At 74.0% G+C, this 19,378-nt stretch carries 16 protein-coding genes and 3 pseudogenes; 8 read left to right on the top strand and 11 right to left on the bottom strand.

Going from position 1 to position 19,378, the window contains the following annotated elements; genetic code table 11:
- Positions 1–50: 50 nt before the first annotated feature.
- The 5 genes from amiA to ACFW1I_RS08595 form a co-directional block, all read right to left on the bottom strand.
- Positions 51–164: a streptamidine family RiPP gene (gene amiA / locus ACFW1I_RS08615; protein ID WP_319013510.1), complete on the bottom strand. Its 114-nt coding sequence runs from the start codon at positions 162–164 to the stop codon at positions 51–53.
- 56 nt (positions 165–220) lie between these two features.
- Entirely contained in the window at positions 221–1,051 is an 831-nt protein-coding gene (locus tag ACFW1I_RS08610; protein ID WP_384667530.1) for an ABC transporter ATP-binding protein, read from the bottom strand.
- A gap of 22 nt (positions 1,052–1,073) precedes the next feature.
- Complete coding sequence (locus tag ACFW1I_RS08605; RefSeq protein ID WP_384667527.1) at positions 1,074–2,081, bottom strand: FecCD family ABC transporter permease; 1,008 nt, start codon at positions 2,079–2,081, stop codon at positions 1,074–1,076.
- A complete protein-coding gene (locus ACFW1I_RS08600) occupies positions 2,078–3,151 on the bottom strand; it encodes a FecCD family ABC transporter permease (protein ID WP_384667547.1) in 1,074 nt (357 codons plus the stop codon). The genes ACFW1I_RS08605 and ACFW1I_RS08600 overlap by 4 nt, the downstream gene beginning before the upstream one ends.
- Positions 3,152–3,291: 140 nt before the next feature.
- Complete coding sequence (locus tag ACFW1I_RS08595) at positions 3,292–4,269, bottom strand: ABC transporter substrate-binding protein (RefSeq protein WP_384667524.1); 978 nt, start codon at positions 4,267–4,269, stop codon at positions 3,292–3,294.
- Positions 4,270–4,353: 84 nt separating this feature from the next.
- Here ACFW1I_RS08595 and ACFW1I_RS08590 point away from each other — a divergent pair, with 84 nt between their 5' ends.
- The 4 genes from ACFW1I_RS08590 (at position 4,354) to ACFW1I_RS08575 (ending at position 9,611) form a co-directional block, all read left to right on the top strand.
- A complete protein-coding gene (locus tag ACFW1I_RS08590) occupies positions 4,354–5,547 on the top strand; it encodes a hypothetical protein (RefSeq protein ID WP_384667522.1) in 1,194 nt (397 codons plus the stop codon).
- A gap of 187 nt (positions 5,548–5,734) precedes the next feature.
- Complete coding sequence (locus ACFW1I_RS08585; RefSeq protein WP_384667519.1) at positions 5,735–7,054, top strand: esterase/lipase family protein; 1,320 nt, start codon at positions 5,735–5,737, stop codon at positions 7,052–7,054.
- 80 nt (positions 7,055–7,134) lie between these two features.
- Positions 7,135–8,160 carry an alpha/beta fold hydrolase gene (locus tag ACFW1I_RS08580; RefSeq protein ID WP_384667518.1) on the top strand — a complete coding sequence of 342 codons (1,026 nt, stop codon included), beginning with the start codon at positions 7,135–7,137 and terminating at the stop codon, positions 8,158–8,160.
- Entirely contained in the window at positions 8,157–9,611 is a 1,455-nt protein-coding gene (locus ACFW1I_RS08575; protein ID WP_384667516.1) for a carboxylesterase/lipase family protein, read from the top strand. Before ACFW1I_RS08580 ends, ACFW1I_RS08575 begins: the two co-directional genes overlap by 4 nt.
- A 54-nt stretch (positions 9,612–9,665) precedes the next feature.
- Here ACFW1I_RS08575 and ACFW1I_RS08570 read toward each other — a convergent pair whose 3' ends face one another.
- The 5 genes from ACFW1I_RS08570 to ACFW1I_RS08550 all read right to left on the bottom strand — a co-directional run bounded on the left by ACFW1I_RS08570 (position 9,666) and on the right by ACFW1I_RS08550 (position 16,419).
- Positions 9,666–11,141, bottom strand: coding sequence for a fibronectin type III domain-containing protein (locus tag ACFW1I_RS08570; protein ID WP_384667514.1), 1,476 nt, complete (start codon positions 11,139–11,141; stop codon positions 9,666–9,668).
- A 178-nt stretch (positions 11,142–11,319) separates the two neighbouring features.
- On the bottom strand, positions 11,320–12,636 hold the full coding sequence (locus ACFW1I_RS08565; protein WP_384667545.1) for a cytochrome P450: 1,317 nt from the start codon (positions 12,634–12,636) through the stop codon (positions 11,320–11,322).
- A gap of 123 nt (positions 12,637–12,759) precedes the next feature.
- The gene (locus tag ACFW1I_RS08560) at positions 12,760–13,617 is read right to left on the bottom strand and encodes a PaaX family transcriptional regulator C-terminal domain-containing protein (RefSeq protein ID WP_384667511.1); all 858 of its coding nucleotides are present in this window, start codon (positions 13,615–13,617) and stop codon (positions 12,760–12,762) included.
- A 61-nt stretch (positions 13,618–13,678) separates the two neighbouring features.
- A complete protein-coding gene (locus tag ACFW1I_RS08555) occupies positions 13,679–15,079 on the bottom strand; it encodes a hypothetical protein (RefSeq protein ID WP_384667508.1) in 1,401 nt (466 codons plus the stop codon).
- Complete coding sequence (locus ACFW1I_RS08550; protein ID WP_384667505.1) at positions 15,076–16,419, bottom strand: MFS transporter; 1,344 nt, start codon at positions 16,417–16,419, stop codon at positions 15,076–15,078. Before ACFW1I_RS08550 ends, ACFW1I_RS08555 begins: the two co-directional genes overlap by 4 nt.
- Positions 16,420–16,509: 90 nt before the next feature.
- On the opposite strand from ACFW1I_RS08550, the pseudogene ACFW1I_RS08545 reads away from it, so the two are divergent.
- Together ACFW1I_RS08545 and ACFW1I_RS08540 are read left to right on the top strand one after the other, a co-directional pair.
- Positions 16,510–17,025, top strand: a pseudogene (locus tag ACFW1I_RS08545) (MFS transporter); the annotation flags it as partial.
- Positions 17,022–17,777 (top strand): tyrosine-protein phosphatase, encoded by a 756-nt coding sequence (locus ACFW1I_RS08540; protein ID WP_384667502.1) that lies wholly within the window; start codon positions 17,022–17,024, stop codon positions 17,775–17,777. The pseudogene ACFW1I_RS08545 and the gene ACFW1I_RS08540, both read left to right, overlap by 4 nt.
- Before the next feature lie 54 nt (positions 17,778–17,831).
- Here ACFW1I_RS08540 and ACFW1I_RS08535 read toward each other — a convergent pair whose 3' ends face one another.
- The gene (locus ACFW1I_RS08535; RefSeq protein ID WP_384667499.1) at positions 17,832–18,458 is read right to left on the bottom strand and encodes a TetR/AcrR family transcriptional regulator; all 627 of its coding nucleotides are present in this window, start codon (positions 18,456–18,458) and stop codon (positions 17,832–17,834) included.
- A gap of 24 nt (positions 18,459–18,482) precedes the next feature.
- On the opposite strand from ACFW1I_RS08535, the pseudogene ACFW1I_RS08530 reads away from it, so the two are divergent.
- Both ACFW1I_RS08530 and ACFW1I_RS08525 read left to right on the top strand, forming a co-directional pair.
- Positions 18,483–18,746, top strand: a pseudogene (locus ACFW1I_RS08530) (FGGY-family carbohydrate kinase); the annotation flags it as partial.
- A pseudogene (locus ACFW1I_RS08525) lies at positions 18,746–19,318 on the top strand ((Fe-S)-binding protein); the annotation flags it as partial. The pseudogenes ACFW1I_RS08530 and ACFW1I_RS08525, both read left to right, overlap by 1 nt.
- Between the last annotated feature and the right edge of the window lie 60 nt (positions 19,319–19,378).

Genomic DNA, 19,378 nt, shown 5'->3' with positions numbered 1-19,378 from the left:
CGCCCGAACGGCAACGGGCGGGCCCACGGTCGAGGGAGGAGGTCCCTCGCTTACTCCTCGGTGTCCTCGAAGGGGTTCTCGACGAGGGCGTTGGAGTGGGAGGCCGAGTCGTGGGCGAGCTGGCCCGGGTCGACGATCGGGGAGAAGATCTGCTCGTTGTTCATGAACTCACCTTTTCTGTAAGGCAGTTGAGGCGTTCGGTCGAGCGCCGTGAACGACACTAATGGAAGTGATTTTCATTTTCTAGATCTTCCCGATCAGGAAGAGGGTGATCTGGGTAACACACCGGCCAGCCGCCCTCGGGGTCGCTCCCGACCCGCCCCGCGACGTTCAGCACCTCCGCGAGCAGCCCCGGCGTGACGACCTCCTTCGGGCTGCCGTCGGCCACCACCCGCCCGTCGCGCAGCGCGACGATCCGCTCGGCGAACCGGGCCGCGTGGGCCAGGTCGTGCAGCACCATCACCACCGTGAGCCCGCGCTCCTCGCGCAGCCGGACCACGGTCCGCAGCACGTCGAGCTGGTGGTGCAGATCGAGGTACGTCGTCGGCTCGTCGAGCAGCAGGACGCGGGTGTCCTGGGCGAGCGCCATCGCGAGCCGTACCCGCTGCCGCTCGCCCCCGGACAGCGCGTCGACGTCCCGGTCGGCCCACTCCTCCACGCCGACGTCGCGCAGCGCCCGCCGCACGACGGGGTCGTCCCCCTCGCGCAGCATCCCGAGCGGTCCGCGGGCCGCGTACCTCCCCTGCCGCACCAGATGACGGACCGTCATACCGGGGACGGAGGGCGCGGATTGGTGCAGGAGCGCCACCCTCGCGGCGGTGGCCCGCCGGGAGAGCCCGGCCAGGTCCTCCCCGCCGAGGCGTACGCGCCCCCGGTCCGGCTTCAGCAGGCCGGCGGCCAGCCGCAGCAGCGTCGACTTGCCGCAGCCGTTGAGGCCGATGAGCGCGGTCAGCTCGCCCGGCCGCACGGTCAGGTCGACGCCCCGCAGCACGGGGCGCGCGGGGTAGCCGAAGTGGACGCCTTCGACGTGGATCCCCATGGACTGGGTCATGTTGTTCCGTCCTCCGTCGGCTTCAGTACGTACGGTCCGGCGCGCGCCGCACGACGACGAGCAGCAGCGCCGCGCCGAGACAGGCGGTGAGCGCCCCCACCGGGAGCGTGAGCCGCCCGGCGTCGAGCGTGTCGGCGAGCAGCCGCGAGGACAGCTGCGCCGCCGCGTCCGCCCCGCACACCACGACCGCGCCCAGCACCGCCGCGCCGGGCAGGCCGGCGCGCAGGTCCGCGCCGAAGACGGCGACGGCGAGGTGCGGAACGAGGAGGCCCACGAAGCCGAGCGCCCCGACGGCGGCCACGGCGCCGGCCGTCAGCGCCACGGCGCAGAGCAGGGCGAGCGCGCGGGCCCGGTGGACGGAGAGCCCGGCCGCCCGGGCGGTGTCGTCGCCGCAGCGCAGCAGCGTCAGCGGCCCCGTGAGCAGCCAGGCCGCCGCTCCCCAGAGCAGCGCCCAGGGCCACAGCAGGTGCCAGTGCTCCCACACCCGGCCCTCGGTGGTGCCCACCAACCACTGGACGACGCTGCCGAGTTCGCCCGGCTCGACGAGCAGCACCATGGCGGTGAACCCGCCGAGCACCGCCGACACCAGGACCCCATGGACGGCGGTACGGGCGGGGTCTCCCCCGGTACGGCCGGCGAGCAGCCACAGCAGGAGCGCTCCGGCGCACCCGCCCACGCAGGCGGCGACGACCACGGCCAGGGGCGAGTCCCAGCCGGCGAACCCCAGGGCGGTCGCGGTGACCGCACCGAGGACCGCGCCCGGTGTCACACCGGTCACCTCGGGCCCGGCGAGGGGGTTGCGCAGCGCGGACTGGAGGACCAGTCCGGCGACGGCCAGGCCGGCTCCGGCGCCCAGCGCCACCAGCGTCCTGGGGATCCGCAGCTGGAAGAGGATGTGACGCTCCGTCGCGTCCCCGCCGCCTGCGAGCACGTCCCAGGCGGTGGCCGGCGACATCCCGCGCCCGGCCACCAGTTCCGCCCCGGCGCAGACGACGGCCAGGGCCACGAGGACCGCGAATCGCCGGGTCACCGCGCGCCCTCCGCCCGGGTCGTTCCGGAGGAGGCCGGTGGGCGCGTGCCCTCGGGTGCCGCGTCCGTCGCCGCGGCAGGTTCCGGCGTACGGGGTCCGCCCAGCGGTGCGCTTACCCCGGTCGTACGGTTCCGGCGCCGGGTCCGCATCAGCGCGACGCCGGCCGGCACGCCCAGCAGCGCCGTCCAGGCACCGGCCGGTGTCTCGACGGGGGCCAGTGCGAGCCGGGCGGGGACGTCGGCGACGGCCACGACCACGGCTCCCCACGCGGCCGACCACACGAGCCACCGCACCGCTCCGGCATCGGGGCCGAACCACCGGCCCAGGTGGGGTGCGAGGAAGCCCACCCAGGCCACGGGACCGCACACCGCCGTCACGGGCGCGATCAGCACGACGGCGATGGCGAGGGCCGCCAGCCGGGCCCGCTGGGCGCGCACCCCCAGCGCCTCGGCGTCGGCGTCGCCCAGCCGCATCACCGAGAGCACCGGCGCGCACAGCACGAGGGCCGGTGCCGCGACGAGCAGCCACGGCCACAGTCCCGCGACGTCGTCCCAGGTCCGGGCGGACAGGGAGCCGAGCAGGTAGCGGTAGATGAGCTGGAGGTCGAGCTGGTCGGCCATCACCATCAGGACGAGCAGCGCCGCCTGGAGCGCGGCGGCGACGGCGGCGCCGGTCAGGAGCACGGCGGAGGGGCTGCGCCCGAGACCGGCGGCGAGCAGGGTGAGCCCGCCGCCGAGCACCGCCCCGCCGAGGGCCAGCAGCGGCTGGACCCCGGCGGGCAGGGACAGGGCGAGGACCAGCGGCGCCGCGACCCCGAGGGCCGCGCCGGAGGAGACGCCCAGCATCTCCGGGACCGCCAGCGGGTTGCGGAGCGCCTCCTGGAGCACGAGCCCCGCCGCCCCCAGACAGGCCCCGGCGACGATCGCCAACACCAGGCGGGGGATGCGGAGTTCGGTGACGACGATGCCGGCGAGCGTGGCCTCTCCGTCCAGCACCGCGCCGAGCAGCCGGTGCGGCGGGACGAAGGGGGTGCCGAGACACAGCTGGCACACCGACGCGGCGCCCAGCATCGCGATCACGAGGACCGGCTGCCAGGCCCGTCCGCGGCGCCGGAGCCGGCCGGCCGCACCGGCCGGCTCCGAGGGCGTGACGGCCACCGGGGAGGGGCCGGCCCCCGGGGAGCGGCCGGTTCCTGCGGAGGGGGTGGCGCTCACCGCAGCGCGGCCGTGGCCTCGTCGAGGACGATGCCCATCGAGCGGGTGCCGCGCCCCTTGGCCCACACCTCGGAGTCCACCTCGTGGACGGCGCCGTCGCGCACCGCCGGGATCTTGCCCCAGAGCGGGTTCTTCGCCAGCTTCTCCGACAGCTTGCCGTCGGCGCCGCCGAAGCTCATCGTCTCGACGAACAGCACGTCGACGTCCTGGGCGAGGATCTCCTCCAGGCTGTAACTGCCTTCGACGCCCCGGGACTTCCACGGGTAGTCGGCGAACCGGGGGAACAGGCTGGCGGTGACGTCGCCGTCCGGGGTGGCCACGCCGAAGTTCTCGTCACTGCCGTAGATGATGAGGGCGGTCTTGTCGCTCGGCGTCTTCTCGGCCGCCGCGAGCTTGGCCCGGAAAGCCTTCTCGGCCTTCTCCCCCGCCTCGGTGCGGCCGGTGAGGGCGGCCGTGTCGCGCAGGTAGCCCACGCTGTCCTCCCACGTCTCGGGCTGCATGGCCCAGAACGTGGTGGCGCCCTTCAGTGCCGGGGCGAGCTTGCCGTGGGTGTCCCCGAGGCCTATCACGAGGTCCGGCTTGTGGGAGAGGATCGCCTCCACCTCCGGGGCGATGAATCCGCCGGGGACGACGGGGACCTTCTTCGCCTCGGCCTCGCCGAGGAAGCGGGGGTGGGAGAGCAGGGCGCTGTTGGTGGCGGCCGGCACGATGCCGAGTTCGGTCAGGATGTCGTCGCAGAGCGCGAAGAGGCAGACGATCCGCTCCGGCTTCTTCTCCAGGGCGATCCGGACGCCGTTGACGTCGGTCAACTCCGTCGCCGCCTCGATGGGTTCGACGGTGACCTCGGCCTTCGCGACCGGACGGGGCTTGTCCTGCGCGGGCGCCTCCGAGGGCGCGCCGCAGCCGACCAGGACGGAACCCAGCACGGCCGCGGTGAGCCAACTGCGTACGGATCTCGACGGTGCGCTCAGCATGGGTGCCTTCATTTCTTCTCGGGAACCTGGAACGCACAGAACATACATGATAATCATTTTCACCTGATCGCCCTGGAGGACCCCTTGCCCGCTACCGCGCTCCTCGTCTCCGACCACGTGGCCGGATCCGTCTCCGTGCTGGCCGTCCCCGACGGCACCGTCACGGCCCGCCTCACCGGACGCCATCTCTCCGAGCACGCCGGGTTCCTGGCCCTGCCGGGCGGGCGGGTGGCCTGTGTCGACGACCGCCGGGGCGAGCTCCTCGTCCTGGACCCGTTCGGCGCCGACCTCGTGGAACGCGCGGTCCCCGTCGCCGTGCCGGCCGAACACCTGGCCTGCGATCCCACCGGCCGCCACCTGGCCGTGACGACCGGCCTGGGCAAGAACACCACACCGTGGTCGGACCTCCTGACGGTCGTCGACCTGGCCACCGGCGAGAGCGCCCGCGTCCGCACCCGCGCCGACGAGCCCGGCGTGACCGTCCTGGGCGGCGGCGACCCGCTCGCCGTACTGCGCCACAGGACACCGGGCGGGCTGGCCGCCCACCGGTTCGCGGACCTCCTCGCGGCCCCGCCCGGGTGCCCCGCCGCCCCGCCCCACGCGCTGCTGCCGCTGCCCGACGACGGACACGGCGACGCCCACGACCCGGTCACCGGACGGGTGTTCGCGGCCACGGCGGCCGGAGTGCACACGGCCCGCCGGGACGGCGACACGCTCCTGACCGGCGCGGTGATCCCGTGGGAATCCCCCGCCCGGGGCTGGTACCTGCGCCTCGACACCCGCCGGCCGGCCCTGTGGACCACGCTGCGCGGCGGCTCGCCCGACCCGCTGCGCTGGCACGAGTGGACGAACCAGGCGTGGCGCCACGACCTGACGACGGGCCGCACGTCCCTCACCGACCTCGGTCCCGGCCTGGTCTTCCGCCTGGCACTCGCCCGCAACCACACCGCCTTCACCCGGGTCCACCCCGACGGCGACGAACTCGTCCTCCTGGACGCCGACCACGCCCTCCGGCGCGTCCCCCTGCCCGCCATGGACGGCGCCCCGAAGGCCGGCGGCACGCCCTGGGAAGGCGTCGAACGCCGCGCGGTCGCCGCCTCACCCGGCTCCGACCTCGTGGCCGTCACCCGTGGCGGCCACGGCGAGATCCACCTCGTCGACGCGCGGACCGGCGAGGAGACGTCCCGGGTACGGCTGAGCACGCCCCTGCACCACGGCGGCCACCTGATGATGATCGGCCGGACCGACGGCGCGGACGGCGACCCCGTCGGCCGCTGACGGCGCCCCCTGCCGACACGGCTCCCTGTCGATACGCCTCGCTGCCGCGCCCCGCACCATGGAACGGACCTCCATTGTGTGGGGCACCCACATGCCCCTCGCCCGCACGGCCCGTCTAGCGTGTGCCACCCCGTGCCCGGACGGCACCGGCGGACGCGCAGCCGCGCGCGAAGGGAGAGACGTGGACATGACCGGCCGTTGGAAGGCGGGGCGTCGATGGCCGTCGCGCGCCGCACGCGCCCTGGCCCTGCTGGGCATCGTCGCCGCGACCGTGCTGGCACCCTCCGGCGCCGCGAGCGGCACGACGGTGACCGCCGCCGCCGCGCCGCCCCCGTACCTCACCCTGGAGGCGAGCTACGGCGCCGGCACCGTCACCAACGGGTGGGCGGGCGTGGAGCGCTACCGCGACACGACCAGCGGTTTCCGCACCGAGGGCTATCCGGCGGACGGGCGCGGCGACCAGGACGGCAAGCGCGTCACGTACTTCGGCGGTGTCGCCCGGCCCTCCTCCGACCGGTTCCTGCTCTACTCGGCCCCCGGCTGGAACACCGGCGCCCGCACCACGCCCGTCCTCCTCGTGCACGGCGCGAACGACACCGCGGACCGCGCCTGGGCCAACCCCGGCGAGTCCGGCGGCTACGGCTGCGGCGCCGCCTCCTGCCCGTCCACGGGCCTGATGCAGTACCTCTCCGCGCGCGGGCACCGCGTCTTCGCCGTCGGCTTCGCGCACAAACAGGGCGACAACCTGATGCAGGCGCAGATCGTCGGCGACGCGATCGCCGTCATCAAGGCGAAGCTGGGCGTCGCCGCGGTCGATCTGGTCGGCTGGAGCAAGGGCGAGATGTCCACGCGCGCGTACGTGTCGTCCGTGAAACCGAGCTGGGGACGGGCCTACGCCGGTGACGTACGGCGGCTGGTCACCCTCGGCGGCCCGAACGGCGGCTACGACTACCCGTACGCCCACGGCTGGGCCCACGACTTCTCCGTCTGGCCGGAGTGCGGAGGCAAGATCAACGCGCCCTCCCCGCACTCCCACATGACCTGCTACGGCCTGTACACGGCCCACCCCGAGTTCTCGATGACACCGGCCGGCGGACACGACAACTACCCCGGCCAGCGGCAGATGCTGGCCCGCTGGGACGGGGTGTACGGAGTCGACGGCGCCGCCCAGGACTGGTACACGACCTACTACGGCGGCCAGGGCTTCTACACGGCCGGCAGCGGCATCCAGGCCGCCATCGACGCCGGATCGCTCATCGCCCCGCTGCACGGCGCCGGAGTGCCGGCGTCCGTCACCACGTACCTGCTGGCCGGCGGCTCCGCCGACGTCCTCGGCATCTTCAACGAGAACCGCGGGCCCAGCGACGGCGTCGTCTTCGTCTCCAGCGCGCTCGACACCACCGGCATCCCCACCGTCGGCGGCAAGGCCACGATCGCGACCGCCAACCACCTCGAACTGGGCTGGCACAGCGGCGCCGCCGCCCAGGTCGCCGCCTGGCTCTCCTGACCGACCCCCGGCAGGAGCCCGCCGCAGGAACCCGCGACGAGAAACCGCGACGAGAACCTCGACAAGGACCCGGAAGAACCATGACCACGCTCCCCACCCGCCGTGTCACCACCGGCCGACTGACCCAGCAGATCACCGAGGCCAGGGCCGACGGCGAACCCGTCGTCTTCGTCCACGGCAACGTCTCCTCCTCCGTCTTCTGGCACTCGGCCATGGCCGCGCTCCCGGACCGCTACCGGCCCCTCGCCGTCGACCTGCGCGGTTTCGGCGGGACCGACCCCCTGCCCGTCGACGCCACCCGCGGCCTGCGGGACTACGCCGACGACCTCGCCGAGCTGCTGGTGGCCCTCGACATCGACCGGGCCCACCTGGTCGGCTGGTCCATGGGCGGCGGTGTCGTCCTGCAGTACCTGCGCGACCACCCGGCCGCCGTGCGGTCCCTGACCCTGGTCAACCCGGTCTCCCCCTACGGCTTCGGCGGTACGCACGGCGTGGACGGCACCCTCAACTCCGCCGACGGCGCCGGGTCCGGCGGCGGCACCGCCAACCCGGAGTTCGTCCGGCTCCTCGCCGAGGGCGACCGGAGCGAGGGCTCCCCGCTCTCGCCCCGCACCGTCCTGACGACCTGCTACGTCAAGCCGCCGCTGCGCCCCGCGCACGAGGACGCGTACGTCGAGTCCATGCTCACCACCCGCACCGGCGACGACCACTACCCCGGCGACAGCACGGCCTCGGCCGCCTGGCCGGGGATCGCGCCGGGCACGCGCGGGGTGCTCAACTGCCTCGCCCCGACCCACTTCCGCGTCGACGACCTGCACCTCGTCGACCCCAAGCCGCCCGTCCTGTGGATCCGGGGCGAGGACGACGTCATCGTCTCCGACACCTCGATGTTCGACCTGGCGCACCTCGGCGCGCTCGGCGCGGTCCCGGGATGGGACGGCACCCCGGCGCAGCCGATGCTGGCGCAGACGCGTCACGTCCTGGACCGGTACGCGGCGGCCGGCGGCCCGGTGCGGGAGGTCGTCGTGGCGGACGCCGGGCACGCCGTCCACCTGGAACGCCCCGAGGAGTTCGGCACGGCGCTGCTGGAGGTCCTGTCGGCATGACGGTGTGCCGCACGCGCCAGGGGGAGGTCCGCGGCCGGACCTCCCCCTCCGGCGTGACCGCGTTCCTCGGCGTCCCGTACGCCGCTCCGCCCTTCGGCGCCCTGCGGTTCCTCGCGCCGGCGCCGCCCGAGCCCTGGACCGGCGTCCGGGACGCCACGGCCCACGGCCCGACCGCGCCGCACGCCCCCTACGCGCCGCCGTTCGACGCCCTCGTGCCGGACCACGAGATCCCTGGCGAGGACTGCCTCAACCTCAACGTCTGGACCCCGGCCCCGGAGCGGGGCGCCGGCCTGCCGGTGATGGTCTGGCTGCACGGCGGGGCGTTCAGCAACGGCGCGGGATCGGTGTCCGCGTACGACGGGAGCGCCTTCGCGCGCGACGGCGTCGTCTGCGTCACGCTCAACTACCGTTTGGGAGCGGACGGCTTCCTGCGGCTGCCCGGCCGGCCCGACAACCGCGGCCTGCTCGACCAGATCGCCGCCCTCCGCTGGGTCCAGGACAACATCGCCTCCTTCGGCGGCGATCCGGAGCGGGTGACCGTCTTCGGCGAGTCGGCGGGCGCGATGAGCATCGGCGCGCTCCTGACCATGGACGCGGCCCGGGGCCTGTTCCGCCGGGCGATCCTCCAGAGCGGCGCCTGCCATCACTTCCTGCGTCCCTCCTCGGCCGACCTGGTGGCGGCCCGCCTGGCGGAGAAGCTGGGCATCGAGCCCACTCCGGAGGCGTTCGCGGCGGTCCCCCTGCGTGCGCTCCTGCCCGCCCAGGCGGAACTGCGTGCGGAGGTGTCCGCCGAACCGGCCCGGTGGGGTGAGGTCGCCCGCAACCTGATGCCCTTCGAACCGGTCCTCCCGGACCTCGCTCTCCCCGGACCGGACTGCGGCGTCGACCTCCTGGTGGGCAGCAACCGCGAGGAGTACCGCCTCTTCCTGGTCCCCACCGGACGTCTCGGCTCCGTGCCGGCGTCCGCCCTGCACGCCATGACCGCGGCCTACGGTCTCGACCCGGCCGAGGCCCTGCCCGTCTACCGGGCGGCCCGCCCCGCCGCCGCGCCGGGCGCGCTCCTCGACGCGGTGGCGACCGACTGGTTCTACCGGATCCCCGCCGTCCGTCTCGCCGAAGCCGTCCCGGGTTCGTACCTCTACGAGTTCGCCTGGCGCTCCCCGCGGTTCGACGGGGCCCTCGGCGCCTGCCACGCCCTCGAACTGCCCTTCGTCTTCGACCGCCTCCACGATCCGTCCTCCGCCCCGCTCCTCGGCGCGGACCCGCCCCAGGCCCTCGCGGACGCCGTCCACGGGGCCTGGGTCTCCTTCGCGACGACGGGCGATCCCGGCTGGCCGTCGTACGACCCGGCGGGGAACCGGACGACGATGGTCTTCGGCGCCGCGGCCACCGCCGCTCCGGTCGACGACCCGCGCGCGGCGGAACGTCTCCTCTGGGAGGGCGTGCGGTGAGGCCTTGCCCGTGGGAGTCCACGGGCGAGGTCTCACCGTTCCGGGGGCAGGGCGTCAGCACTTCACCCAGTGGCCCGGGGAGGTCTCCTTGATGGTGCTGGAGACTCCGACGCTCCACAGGCCGAGGCTCTGGTTCGAACCGTTGGCGTAGGCGTAGCCGCCGGACTGGTGGGCGCGGCCGGCCTGGGTGTGGGCGTAGTTGGTGGCGGTCACGCACACCGCGACGGAGCCGGTGGTGGTGGCGTTCACCGCGCCGGACCGGGCGCCGACCGCGCCGGCGGAGTCCACGGCGGCGACCGTGTAGCCGTACGTGGTGCCGGCGGTCAGGCCGGAGTCCGTGTGGGTGGTGGCGGTGACCGGGGCGCTGTTCACCTTCGTGCCGTCGCGGTAGACGTGGTACGAGGCCGCGCCGGGCACCGCGCTCCAGGACAGGGACGCGGTGGTGTCCGTGGTGGCCGTGACGGCCAGGCCGGTGGGGGCGGGGAGCGAGCCCGGGGGGTTCGTGGTGCCGGCGGCGCCGAGTGCCTTGGCCATGTTCATCACGGCCGTCATCTGCGGGCCGCTCTTCTGGGCGTAGTCGGCGGACTTGTATCCCCACCAGTCCCAGCAGCCGCGGGGGTTGCCGGTCATGGTCGTCGCCTGCGGGTACAGGACGATCATGTCGTTGGTGTCGGCGTACTCGTTGAGGTACGCCTTGTCCATGAGCGCGTTGCCGACCAGGCCGAAGTACTGGTAGCAGCCGTGGAGGGTGACCATCAGTGTGCAGGAGGCGCCGCTCTGGCAGGACTGCGGCACGTAGGCGAAGCCCTCGTCGCCCATGCTGATCGCGCCGGGGCTGCCGCCGGGCGTGTACGCGCTCTGGTCGAACCGGACCAGCTTTCCGGTCAGGGCGGAGGAACTGGCGGGCTTCACGCTGCCGAGCAGGTGGGTCAGCATGTCCTTCACCGGGTCGCCGCCGCAGTCGTTGATGTACGGCGAGCTGGTGGAGGTGCAGGAGTTGGGGCCGATCGGGCTGACCCAGGCGTGCCCCGAGGCGGACGTGTTGTCGTAGACGACGTCCGCCCCGAGGTCGCGGTAGTAGGTGGCGAGGTCGTCGTTCACGGGCGCCTTGACCGTGCTGTCGTTGGTCCCGTGGAACAGCCAGACCTTGTCGCCGGAGAGGTTGGCGACCGGGTCCACCTTGCCGGCGGCCGCCCGGTCCCGGGTCAACTGCTCGAGCTGAGCTGGAGACTTGCGGGTCTGGAAGGTGTCCATGCACGCGTACAGGGCCGTGTTGAGGTTGTTCTGGGCGCAGTCGTACGGGCCGGCCGAGAAGATGCCGGCGCCCTGGAAGACATCGGAGTGGGCGACGTGCATCTGGTTGGCCATGAACCCGCCGGACGAGAGCCCGCTCACGTACGTCGAGCTGATGTCGTACTGCTGCAGCGGGCCCGTCGTCGGCGCCGGGACGGCCGCCGTCGCGCCGCCGGCCGTCGTGGCGGCGATGCCGACGACCGCCAGGGCGGCGACGAGAATCTTCCTGATCGTCATTTCGCATCTCCAGATGGGGGTGAGATGCGGACATCCTGAGGAACGGCGGGGAGCCGCGCCCACATGTCGTCCCACCACATCCGGGGACCCAGGTGTGGCGCGCCTTGCCATAGAAGCGGAAGGTTCGGGCCCGCATGCTGGGGTGATCGGCGCACCGCCCGGTGGCGTCGCCGTTCCCCTACCTCTCGACCCTCACCTGCAAGGGAGCCCTGAACGACAGCAGGCCGAGCATGGGAGGTTCCGCCGACGCGTCCGCCGGGCGGAGGCCGGGCAGGCGGCGCGCCGCCGCCCGCAGGGCGACCGCCGCCTCCGTACGGGCCAGGGTGGCGCCGGGGCAGAGGTGGCGGCCGGCTCCGAAGGCGAGGTGGCCACGGGCGTTGTGCCGTCGCGGGCACATCCGCGCCGGGTCCGGGAAGACGTCCGGGTCGGAGCCGCTGCCCATCAGCATCAGCAGCACGTGGGCGCCCGCGGGCAGGTCCACTCCGCCCAGGCGGGTGGGTTCCGCGGTCACCCTGCGCCAGGTGGTCACGGGCGGTTCACGGCGCAGGACCTCCTCCACCCACGCCTCGGCCAGGCCCGGCTCCGCCGCCGCGCGCGGCCAGATGCCGGGCTCGGCGAGGGCGCTGCGGAGCACGGTCGCGAGGAGCTGGCCGGTGGTGGACTGGCCGGCGATGAACACGAAGAAGCAGGCGGCCACCGCCGTGTCGGCGTCCAGGGGCGTGCCGTCGGGCAGCCGGTGGGCGGCGAGCGCGGCGACGAAGGAGCCGGGCGGCGCGGTGTCGCCGCGGACGGTGGCGGCGAGCCACTGGTGGAACTCCGCGACGAGTTCCGCCAGCTCCCGTTGCCGTGCGGGCGTGGGCCTGCCCCAGAACAGCTCCAGTGAGGCGTCGCTCCAGGCGATCAGGGTGGCGGGGTCGACACCGCGGATCCCGAGGAGTTCCATCAGCACCCGGCAGGGGAGGATCTGCGCGAAGGAGCCGAAGAGGTCGAGGTCGGCGCGGTCCGTGCCGCGTCCGGCCGGCGCGTCGAGCAGTTCGCCGGCGATGCGCTCGATCGTCGGTACGGCGCCGGCGACGCTCCGCGCGTCGAAGAACCGCGACACGATCCGACGCAGTCCCGCGTGGCTCGGGGTCCCGTTGTTGGCGAGCGCGGGCGGGAGCCTGAAGCCGGCCCGGACGAGGATCCGCATGACGGCGACGGGCAGCGGGGTGACGGCGCTCTGGGCGTTGTCGGGGAGGTACCGGTCCGTGTCGAGCAGGACCTGCCGGATGTCCTGGTGGCGGCTGACCAGCCACAGCCCGGTGGCGGGGTCCCGGTGCACGGGCGCCTCGGACCGCAGCCGGTCCAGCCAGGGGTGGGGGTCGCGTACGAAGGAGTCCCCGAACAGGTCGAGCAGTCCCAGGGGGTCGGCGGAGCCTGCCCCCACGGGCTCGGCCGCCGGGCCGTGAGCGGACGGTGCCGCGCCGAGGTCGCGGTCGTCCGCCGCCCTGAACATCACCGCCGGAAGCTAACACGTGCGCGGCGGGGTCCCGGCCCGGTGTGCGCGGCATCACGTGCGCGCGGGCGAGGATCGCAGGTCACGGTCGGAGGGCGTGGCGTCGCCGCGGCCGCGCGTCCCTCACCGGGTGTCTTCTCCGTGCAGGGGCGTGGTCTCAAGGATCTCCCGCGCCATCGTCCGGGCGGGTGCCTCCGTCTGTGCGGCGACGTGGCGGAAGGTCTCCTGGGCCGCCCGGGCGGGCCAGGTGGGTGGGAGGTGGCGGGCGGGGAGGCGGGGGTCCGTGCGGATGGTCCACAGCCATTCGTCGACGAGCCGGAGCCGGGTGGCGAGCGGGTCGTCGTCGGGGCCGGTGCCGGGGCGGGCGGTCCAGCGGGCGTCGAAGGCGGCGTAGCGGTGGGCGAGGGACTCCAGGTCCCAGGTGTCGCGGATCATCTGCTCGACGTCGGTGAACTCGGCCGCCTCGGCGTGGAAGACCTTGACGTGCGCCGAGAGGCCGAGGTCCGCGACGGTCGCGGAGACGTCGACCCGGCCGGGGGCGATCCACAGTCCGCTGTACAGCGCGCCGAAGCCGGACCAGGTGAGGTGCGAGCGGAGGTCGTGGCGCTCCCGTTTCCAGGAGTCGGGGAGGGAGAAGCCGAGCAGGGTCCAGGTGCCGTCCCAGTCGTCGTTGACGGCGCTCTGCTGCCAGATGCGGGTGCGGCCGTCGTCCAGGACGCGCCGCGCCTGCGGGGTCAGGCCGAAGAACATCTTGCGGCCCACGCGCCGGCGGTGCAGGAGGCCGCGGTTGACCATGCGGGTGAGGGTGGAGCGTACGGCCTGCTCGCCGATCCCCACGCGGCCGAGGACGTCGATGACGCTGCCCGAGGAGACGCCCAGCTCGCCCTCCTCCAGCACGTGGTTGCCGAAGAAGGCGAGCAGGAGCGACTGGGGGCGCTGCTGCGGCCCCTCCGACGTGTCCTGCCCGGTGTTGTCCTCCACGCGGGAAAGGATACGTCCGCCCGCCGGGCCGTCGGCGGGCGGTCGTGCGGTCGTGCCGTTCTCAGCGGGCGTCGGCGGGGTGCGCGAGGTCGTACGGGCGCGGGTAGGGGGTCGCGCGGTACGGGACGTAGCGGGTCGGGGTCGTCGGATCGGCTGCCCTGGCCCGGGCGTTGAGGGAGTCCGGGTCGGTGCCGTGCCACGCGCCGGTGGTCAGGCGGTCTTCCAGCGCGTGCAGGGCCGCGAGGTGTTCGGCGGGGCTGAAGGTGCAGTGGCCCGCGTTGTCGGTGTACGCCTGGCGCAGGAGGGGCGTCGCGCCGGCCGCGCCGACCGCGCGCCGCAGGGCGCTCTCCGCCTGGGCGGGGATGAGGGCGTCGCCGACGGTGTGGACGGACAGTTGCGGCTTGCGCAGCCGGCCCGTGAAAGAGCTGGTGCGGCTCATCCAGGCGACGGCGTCCGGGTCGGCGCTGACGCGCGGGGCCGTGCGAAGGGTGGCGAGGTCCTTGCCGAGGGACAGTCCGGCCTTGTCGTAGAGCTCGGTGACCTCCTCGCGGACGGAGGAGCGGGCGAGCAGCCTGGCGTAGTCGACGCCGGTGTTCCAGGACATGTTGCCGCCCGCGCGGGTCTCGGCCTCCTGCCGCCAGTTGAACGCGGCGACCTTCAGCAGGCCCTTGACGGCCTGGTACTGGTTGGCCTGCCGGGCGTCCCGGTCGGTCGGGTCGGGGCGGGGCTGCGTGGTGTCGTTCCAGACCGGGATGTTGTGCAGGGCCGCGGCGAGGGCGATGCGGGCCCGGCCCTCGGGTGTCGTCTGGGCCGCGTCCACGGCGGCGGTGAGCTCGTCGGCCGCCTCGGTGGCGGCCGTCTGGTCGGCGATGTCCACCAGGGGGAGGTCCGCGTCCGGCGCGAGGAGCGTCTTGAGGGCGAAGACGGGGTCGAGGGTGTTGTTCCAGTTGGCGACGCCGCCCTGGACGAGGCCGCAGAGGGAGAGGGAGCCGTCGATCCGTCGCGGGGCGCGCTCGGCGAGGGCGGTGGTGACGAGTCCGCCGTACGACCGTCCCCAGGCGACGGTGCGCGTGGCCGTCCCGAAGCGTTCGGTGAAGGCGGTCAGGGTGGCGAGCTGGTCGGGGACCGCGTCCGTGACCGCCCAGCCGGCGGTGGCGTACGAGGACCCGATGAGCGCGTAGCCGTCGCGGAGCAGGAGGGCCCGGGTGGCGGCGTCGGGGGCGACCTCGGCGGGGTTGGGGCCGCGGGCGTCGCGGTAGCCGTGGCTGAAGAGCAGGACGGTGCCGTTCCAGTGGGCGGGCACGTCCATCGCGTAGGTGGCGCCCGAGGGGAGTCGGCCGTCGAGGTGCACCGGGTCGGTGTCCGCGGCGGCGGAGGAGGTGGGGAGGGCGCCGGCGACGACGAGGAGGGCCGTCGCGCACGCCACGCGGGTGCGGGTGCGGAGGGGGTGTCGTGTCGTCATGCCGGGATCTCCTCTCCGCGGGGGGTGCCGACGGGTCCGGTCGTGGTGTCGGACAGGGACGTGCGGCTGGTCTCGCGCACGAGCCACACGGTCAGGGCGGTGACGACGGAGCCGCCGCACAGCAGCAGGGCGACGGGGGTGCCGCTGTCGCTGCCGGCGACGAGGCTTCCGGCGATCATCGGCGAGAAGCCGGCACCGATGAGGGTGGCGCCCTGGTAGCCGAGGGAGGCTCCGGTGTAGCGGACGCGGGTGCCGAACATCTCGCTGAACAGCGCGCCCAGCGGGGCGTACATGAGGGACTGGCAGACGCCGTGGCCGATGACCACGGCGAGGATCAGCGCGCCCGGTGACTTCGCGTCGACCAGCGCGAGGACCGGGAAGGCGGTCGCGGCCGAGGCGACGGCTCCGGCGAGGACGACCGGCCGGCGGCCGACGCGATCGGAGAGCGCGGAGGCGCAGGGCAGCACCACGAGGGCGACGGCCGCGGACGCGGTGAGCGCGGTGAGCACCTGGGGGCGGGGGTAGCCGATGCCGGTGGCGTACGCGATGAGGTAGCTGGTCAGCAGGGACTGGGCGGTGAAGGCGCCGATGCCGACGCAGCAGGCCAGCAGGACCTGTCGGGGGCGGCGCAGGACGTCGAGGATCGGCATGCGGGTCTCCGCCCGTGTCTTCTTGACCTGGTCGAAGAGCGGGCTCTCCGTCACCTTGAGCCGTACGAAGAGTCCGACGCCGAGCAGCAGCACGCTCAGCAGGAACGGCACGCGCCAGCCCCAGGCGGCGAACTCGTCCCGGGGAAGCGTGGAGACGAGGCCGACGACGGCGGCGGAGAGCAGGGAGCCGAGCGGCGCGCCCATCTGGGTGAAGCCGGACCACAGCCCGCGCCGCCGCTCCCCCGCGTGCTCGACGACCATCAGCGTGGCGCCGCCCCATTCGCCGCCGATGGCGAGGCCCTGGACGACGCGCAGGGTGATGAGCAGGACGGGCGCCCACACGCCGATGGCGTCGTACGTCGGGAGGAGACCGATGAGGAAGCTGGCGCCGCCCATCAGGCCCATGGTGAGCAGCAGCATGCTCTTGCGGCCGAGCCGGTCGCCGAAGTGTCCGAAGACGATGCCGCCGAGCGGGCGGGCGACATAGCCGGCGGCGAAGGTGCCGAACGCGGCGATGGTGCCCACGGCGGGGTCGGCGCCGGGGAAGAACAGCTCGCCGAAGACGAGGGCGGCGACGGTGCCGTAGACCAGGAAGTCGTAGAACTCCACGGCGGTGCCGAGCAGTCCGGACAAGGCGACCCGGCGGAGCTGTCGGGTCTGCTCGGGTGAGGCGGCGGGGGACGAGGGCATCGCGGTCTCCCTGGATCGGGGGAAGGACACCGTGAAATTAGGCGTTCTACCGACTGTCGTCAATAAACTGCACAACATCAATCCCTCGCCGTCATCGCCGGAGCCGCGTGCAACGTGGCGGCCGCCTTCGCCTGCGGCCACCTCGCCGCGCGCCGCGGCGACTACCGGCCCTTCGTCGTCGCGGCCGTCACGGCGATGACCGCCTCCCTGCTCATGAAGGCGTTCAGCGGCGACCTCGCGGTGTTCTGGGCCGGCACCCTCCTCGCGGGCTTCGCCCTCGGCGCGTACTACTCCATCGACCTGGCCCTCGTCCTGCGCACCCTGCCCGCCGGCGAGGAGGGCAAGTACCTGGGCATCTTCAACCTGGCCAAGACGATCCCCCAGTCGGTGGCACCCGCGCTCGCCCCGCTCGTCCTCACCCTCGGCGGCCCCGACCCGGTCTCCGGGCACGCACAGAACTACACGTCGCTCTATCTGACGGCCGCCGTCGCCGTGGCGCTCTCGCTGGCCGTCCTCCCGGGCCTCCGCCCGGTCCTGCGCCGCGACCCGGACCCCACACCTCATTCCCCTGTCCCCTCCACAACGATCAAGGACGCATCCCTGTGAATCCCGTGCACGACCAGCGACTCGACGAACGACACATCGGCGCACCGGCGGAACTCGTCAACTTCCGTGACGTCGGCGGACTCCAGGCCGCGACCGGCACCGTCCGGCCCGCGGTCCTGTGCCGCTCCGCCGCCCCCGCGGCCCTGACGGAGGCCGGACGCGCGCTGTTGCTCGGCGGCGGAATCTCCCTGGTCGCCGATCTCCGCTCCCGGCGCGAGGCCGACGCCGGTCCGCCCGCCCCGCACCCCGTCACCGTCCGGCTGCCCCTGCTGGACGGCGCCGCCCAGAGCATGACCGACATACCGAGCCTGGACGACCTGTACGCGGGCCTCCTCGCCACGGCGGGCCCCACCTTCGCCCGCGTCGCCCGCCTCGTCGCCGACACCGAGGACGGCGCCGTCCTGGTCCACTGCACGGCCGGCAAGGACCGCACGGGACTGGCCGTGGCGCTCGTCCTGGAGGCCGTGGGCGTGGACCGGGGCGAGATCGTCGCCGACTACGCCCTCAGCGAGACGCGACTGCGCGGCGCGTGGACGGACCGGATGCTGGCGTCCGTGCGCGCCATGGGCGTCGAGATCACCCCGGGCATCGCGTCGCTGATCAGCGGCAGTCCCGCCCCGGTGATGGAGCGGACGCTCGACCTCCTCGACACCCGGTACGGCGGCGCCGTCGGCTATCTGACGGCCCACGGGCTCGACGAGGACGCCCTCGCCCGGCTGCGCGGCCGGCTGCTCGCCCCCGCCGCCTCCTGACCGCCCCGCCCGGATGCCGCCCCGTCGTGCGTGCCGGGGTGGCATCCGGCGGTGTCAGGAAGCGGCGGCGCGCCGGTAGAGGCCGTCGACCGCGGCCGTGAACACGCCGACGTAGTCGACGCGTTCGGGGAGGGTGACCCACTGGTCCCGGATGCCCTCGTTCAGGGCCAGCAGTTCGAGCACGATCTGCTCGGGGTCGGTGTCCGCGGCGAGTTCGCCGCTCTCGACCCCCCGACGGACGACCGGCACGAACAGGTCCAGCGCGCGCTCCAGGTTCTCCCGGTGGCGTCCCTCGATCGGATGCCCCTCGATGCTCGCGGCCCCCGTCAGCATCCGGCGGAACCGGACCAGGTCGGGATCCTCGGCCGCCAGCCGCACCGCGCCGATCAGCCCGTCGAACAGCTCCCGCACGCTCGCGAACCCGCGCCCGTGGAGCCCGCGGTAGACGTCCTCCCGCAGCTCGACGACGGCGATGAAGAGGTCCCGCTTGCGCGGGAAGTGGTGCAGCACGCCCGCGTCGGTCACGCCGGCCTCCCGCGCGATGTCGGCGATCCGCGCCTTCTCGAAGCCCTTGCGCCCGAACTCCCGGGTCGCGGCGGCGCGGATCGCCGCCCGCCGCGTGTCACCCCGCACGATCCGCTTGTCGTCGATCACGATCGCCCCGCCGTCCTGAGCCGCCATAGGCCGCATGATAGGCGGCCCGCCGTCGGCGGCAGCGCGCGCAACGACCTGCTGTGACGGCTCACCGCCGACGCCACCGGCCTGCCCGTCGTCGCCGGCCCCACCCAAGCCCCCGCGCTGGGTAACATCCTCGTCCAGGCCCGCGCGGCCGTCCTGGTCGGGGACCTCGCCGACATGCGCCGGCTCATCGTCTCCACCCACCACCTGCGGCACTACGCCCCGCGGGGTGACAGCGCCGCCCGGGACGCGGCCGCCGCCCGACCCGACCCCGCCCCGAGGAACCCCTGATGCGTGTCGCCCTCTTCGCCACCTGCGTCAACGACGCGGTCCATCCCGCCACGGCCGTCGCCACCGTGAGACTCCTCGAACGCCTCGGCGTCACCGTGGACTTCCCCGAGGCGCAGACCTGCTGCGGACAGCCGCAGTACAACACCGGCTATCGCCGCGAGACCGAACCGCTGGTCCACCGCATGGCCCGTGCCTTCGAGGGCTACGACCACGTGGTCGCCCCGTCCGGCTCGTGCGTCGCCATGGTCCGCGACAACTACCCGAGGATCGGGCGCAGGGCCCGGGCCGAGGGGCGCGGCGACGCGCTGGCCGAGGCCGCCTCCTCGCTCCTGCCGAGGACGTACGAGCTGACGGAGTTCCTGGTCGACGTCCTCGACGTGACGGACGTCGGCGCGTACTTCCCGCACCGGGTCACCTACCACCCCTCCTGCCACGGCCTGCGCGTGCTCGGATTGGGCGAGCGCCCGCGCCGCCTCCTGGAGGCCGTGAAGGGCCTGGAGCTGGTGGAGCTGCCCGGGGCGGAGGAGTGCTGCGGCTTCGGCGGCACCTTCGCCGTGAAGAACCCGGACGTGGGGGGGGGGGGGGGGGGCGCGGGTCTTGCGTGATCTGTCTCTGTGTGTGAGTCGCGCGAG

This window comes from Streptomyces sp. NPDC058955 (assembly GCF_042741435.1).
GTDB lineage: Bacteria > Actinomycetota > Actinomycetes > Streptomycetales > Streptomycetaceae > Streptomyces.
This window is presented reverse-complemented; position numbering and strand designations above follow the sequence as displayed.

What these genes read in the sequence shown, in the direction of transcription:
- amiA (WP_319013510.1), bottom strand. Translation starts at nt 164, where the DNA reads ATGAACAACGAGCAGATCTTCTCCCCGATCGTCGACCCGGGCCAGCTC.
- ACFW1I_RS08610 (WP_384667530.1), bottom strand. Translation starts at nt 1,051, where the DNA reads ATGACCCAGTCCATGGGGATCCACGTCGAAGGCGTCCACTTCGGCTAC.
- ACFW1I_RS08600 (WP_384667547.1), bottom strand. Translation starts at nt 3,151, where the DNA reads ATGCTGGGCGCCGCGTCGGTGTGCCAGCTGTGTCTCGGCACCCCCTTC.
- ACFW1I_RS08595 (WP_384667524.1), bottom strand. Translation starts at nt 4,269, where the DNA reads ATGCTGAGCGCACCGTCGAGATCCGTACGCAGTTGGCTCACCGCGGCC.
- ACFW1I_RS08585 (WP_384667519.1), top strand. Translation starts at nt 5,735, where the DNA reads ATGACCGGCCGTTGGAAGGCGGGGCGTCGATGGCCGTCGCGCGCCGCA.
- ACFW1I_RS08580 (WP_384667518.1), top strand. Translation starts at nt 7,135, where the DNA reads ATGACCACGCTCCCCACCCGCCGTGTCACCACCGGCCGACTGACCCAG.
- ACFW1I_RS08575 (WP_384667516.1), top strand. Translation starts at nt 8,157, where the DNA reads ATGACGGTGTGCCGCACGCGCCAGGGGGAGGTCCGCGGCCGGACCTCC.
- ACFW1I_RS08570 (WP_384667514.1), bottom strand. Translation starts at nt 11,141, where the DNA reads ATGACGATCAGGAAGATTCTCGTCGCCGCCCTGGCGGTCGTCGGCATC.
- ACFW1I_RS08565 (WP_384667545.1), bottom strand. Translation starts at nt 12,636, where the DNA reads ATGTTCAGGGCGGCGGACGACCGCGACCTCGGCGCGGCACCGTCCGCT.
- ACFW1I_RS08555 (WP_384667508.1), bottom strand. Translation starts at nt 15,079, where the DNA reads ATGACGACACGACACCCCCTCCGCACCCGCACCCGCGTGGCGTGCGCG.
- ACFW1I_RS08550 (WP_384667505.1), bottom strand. Translation starts at nt 16,419, where the DNA reads ATGCCCTCGTCCCCCGCCGCCTCACCCGAGCAGACCCGACAGCTCCGC.
- ACFW1I_RS08535 (WP_384667499.1), bottom strand. Translation starts at nt 18,458, where the DNA reads ATGGCGGCTCAGGACGGCGGGGCGATCGTGATCGACGACAAGCGGATC.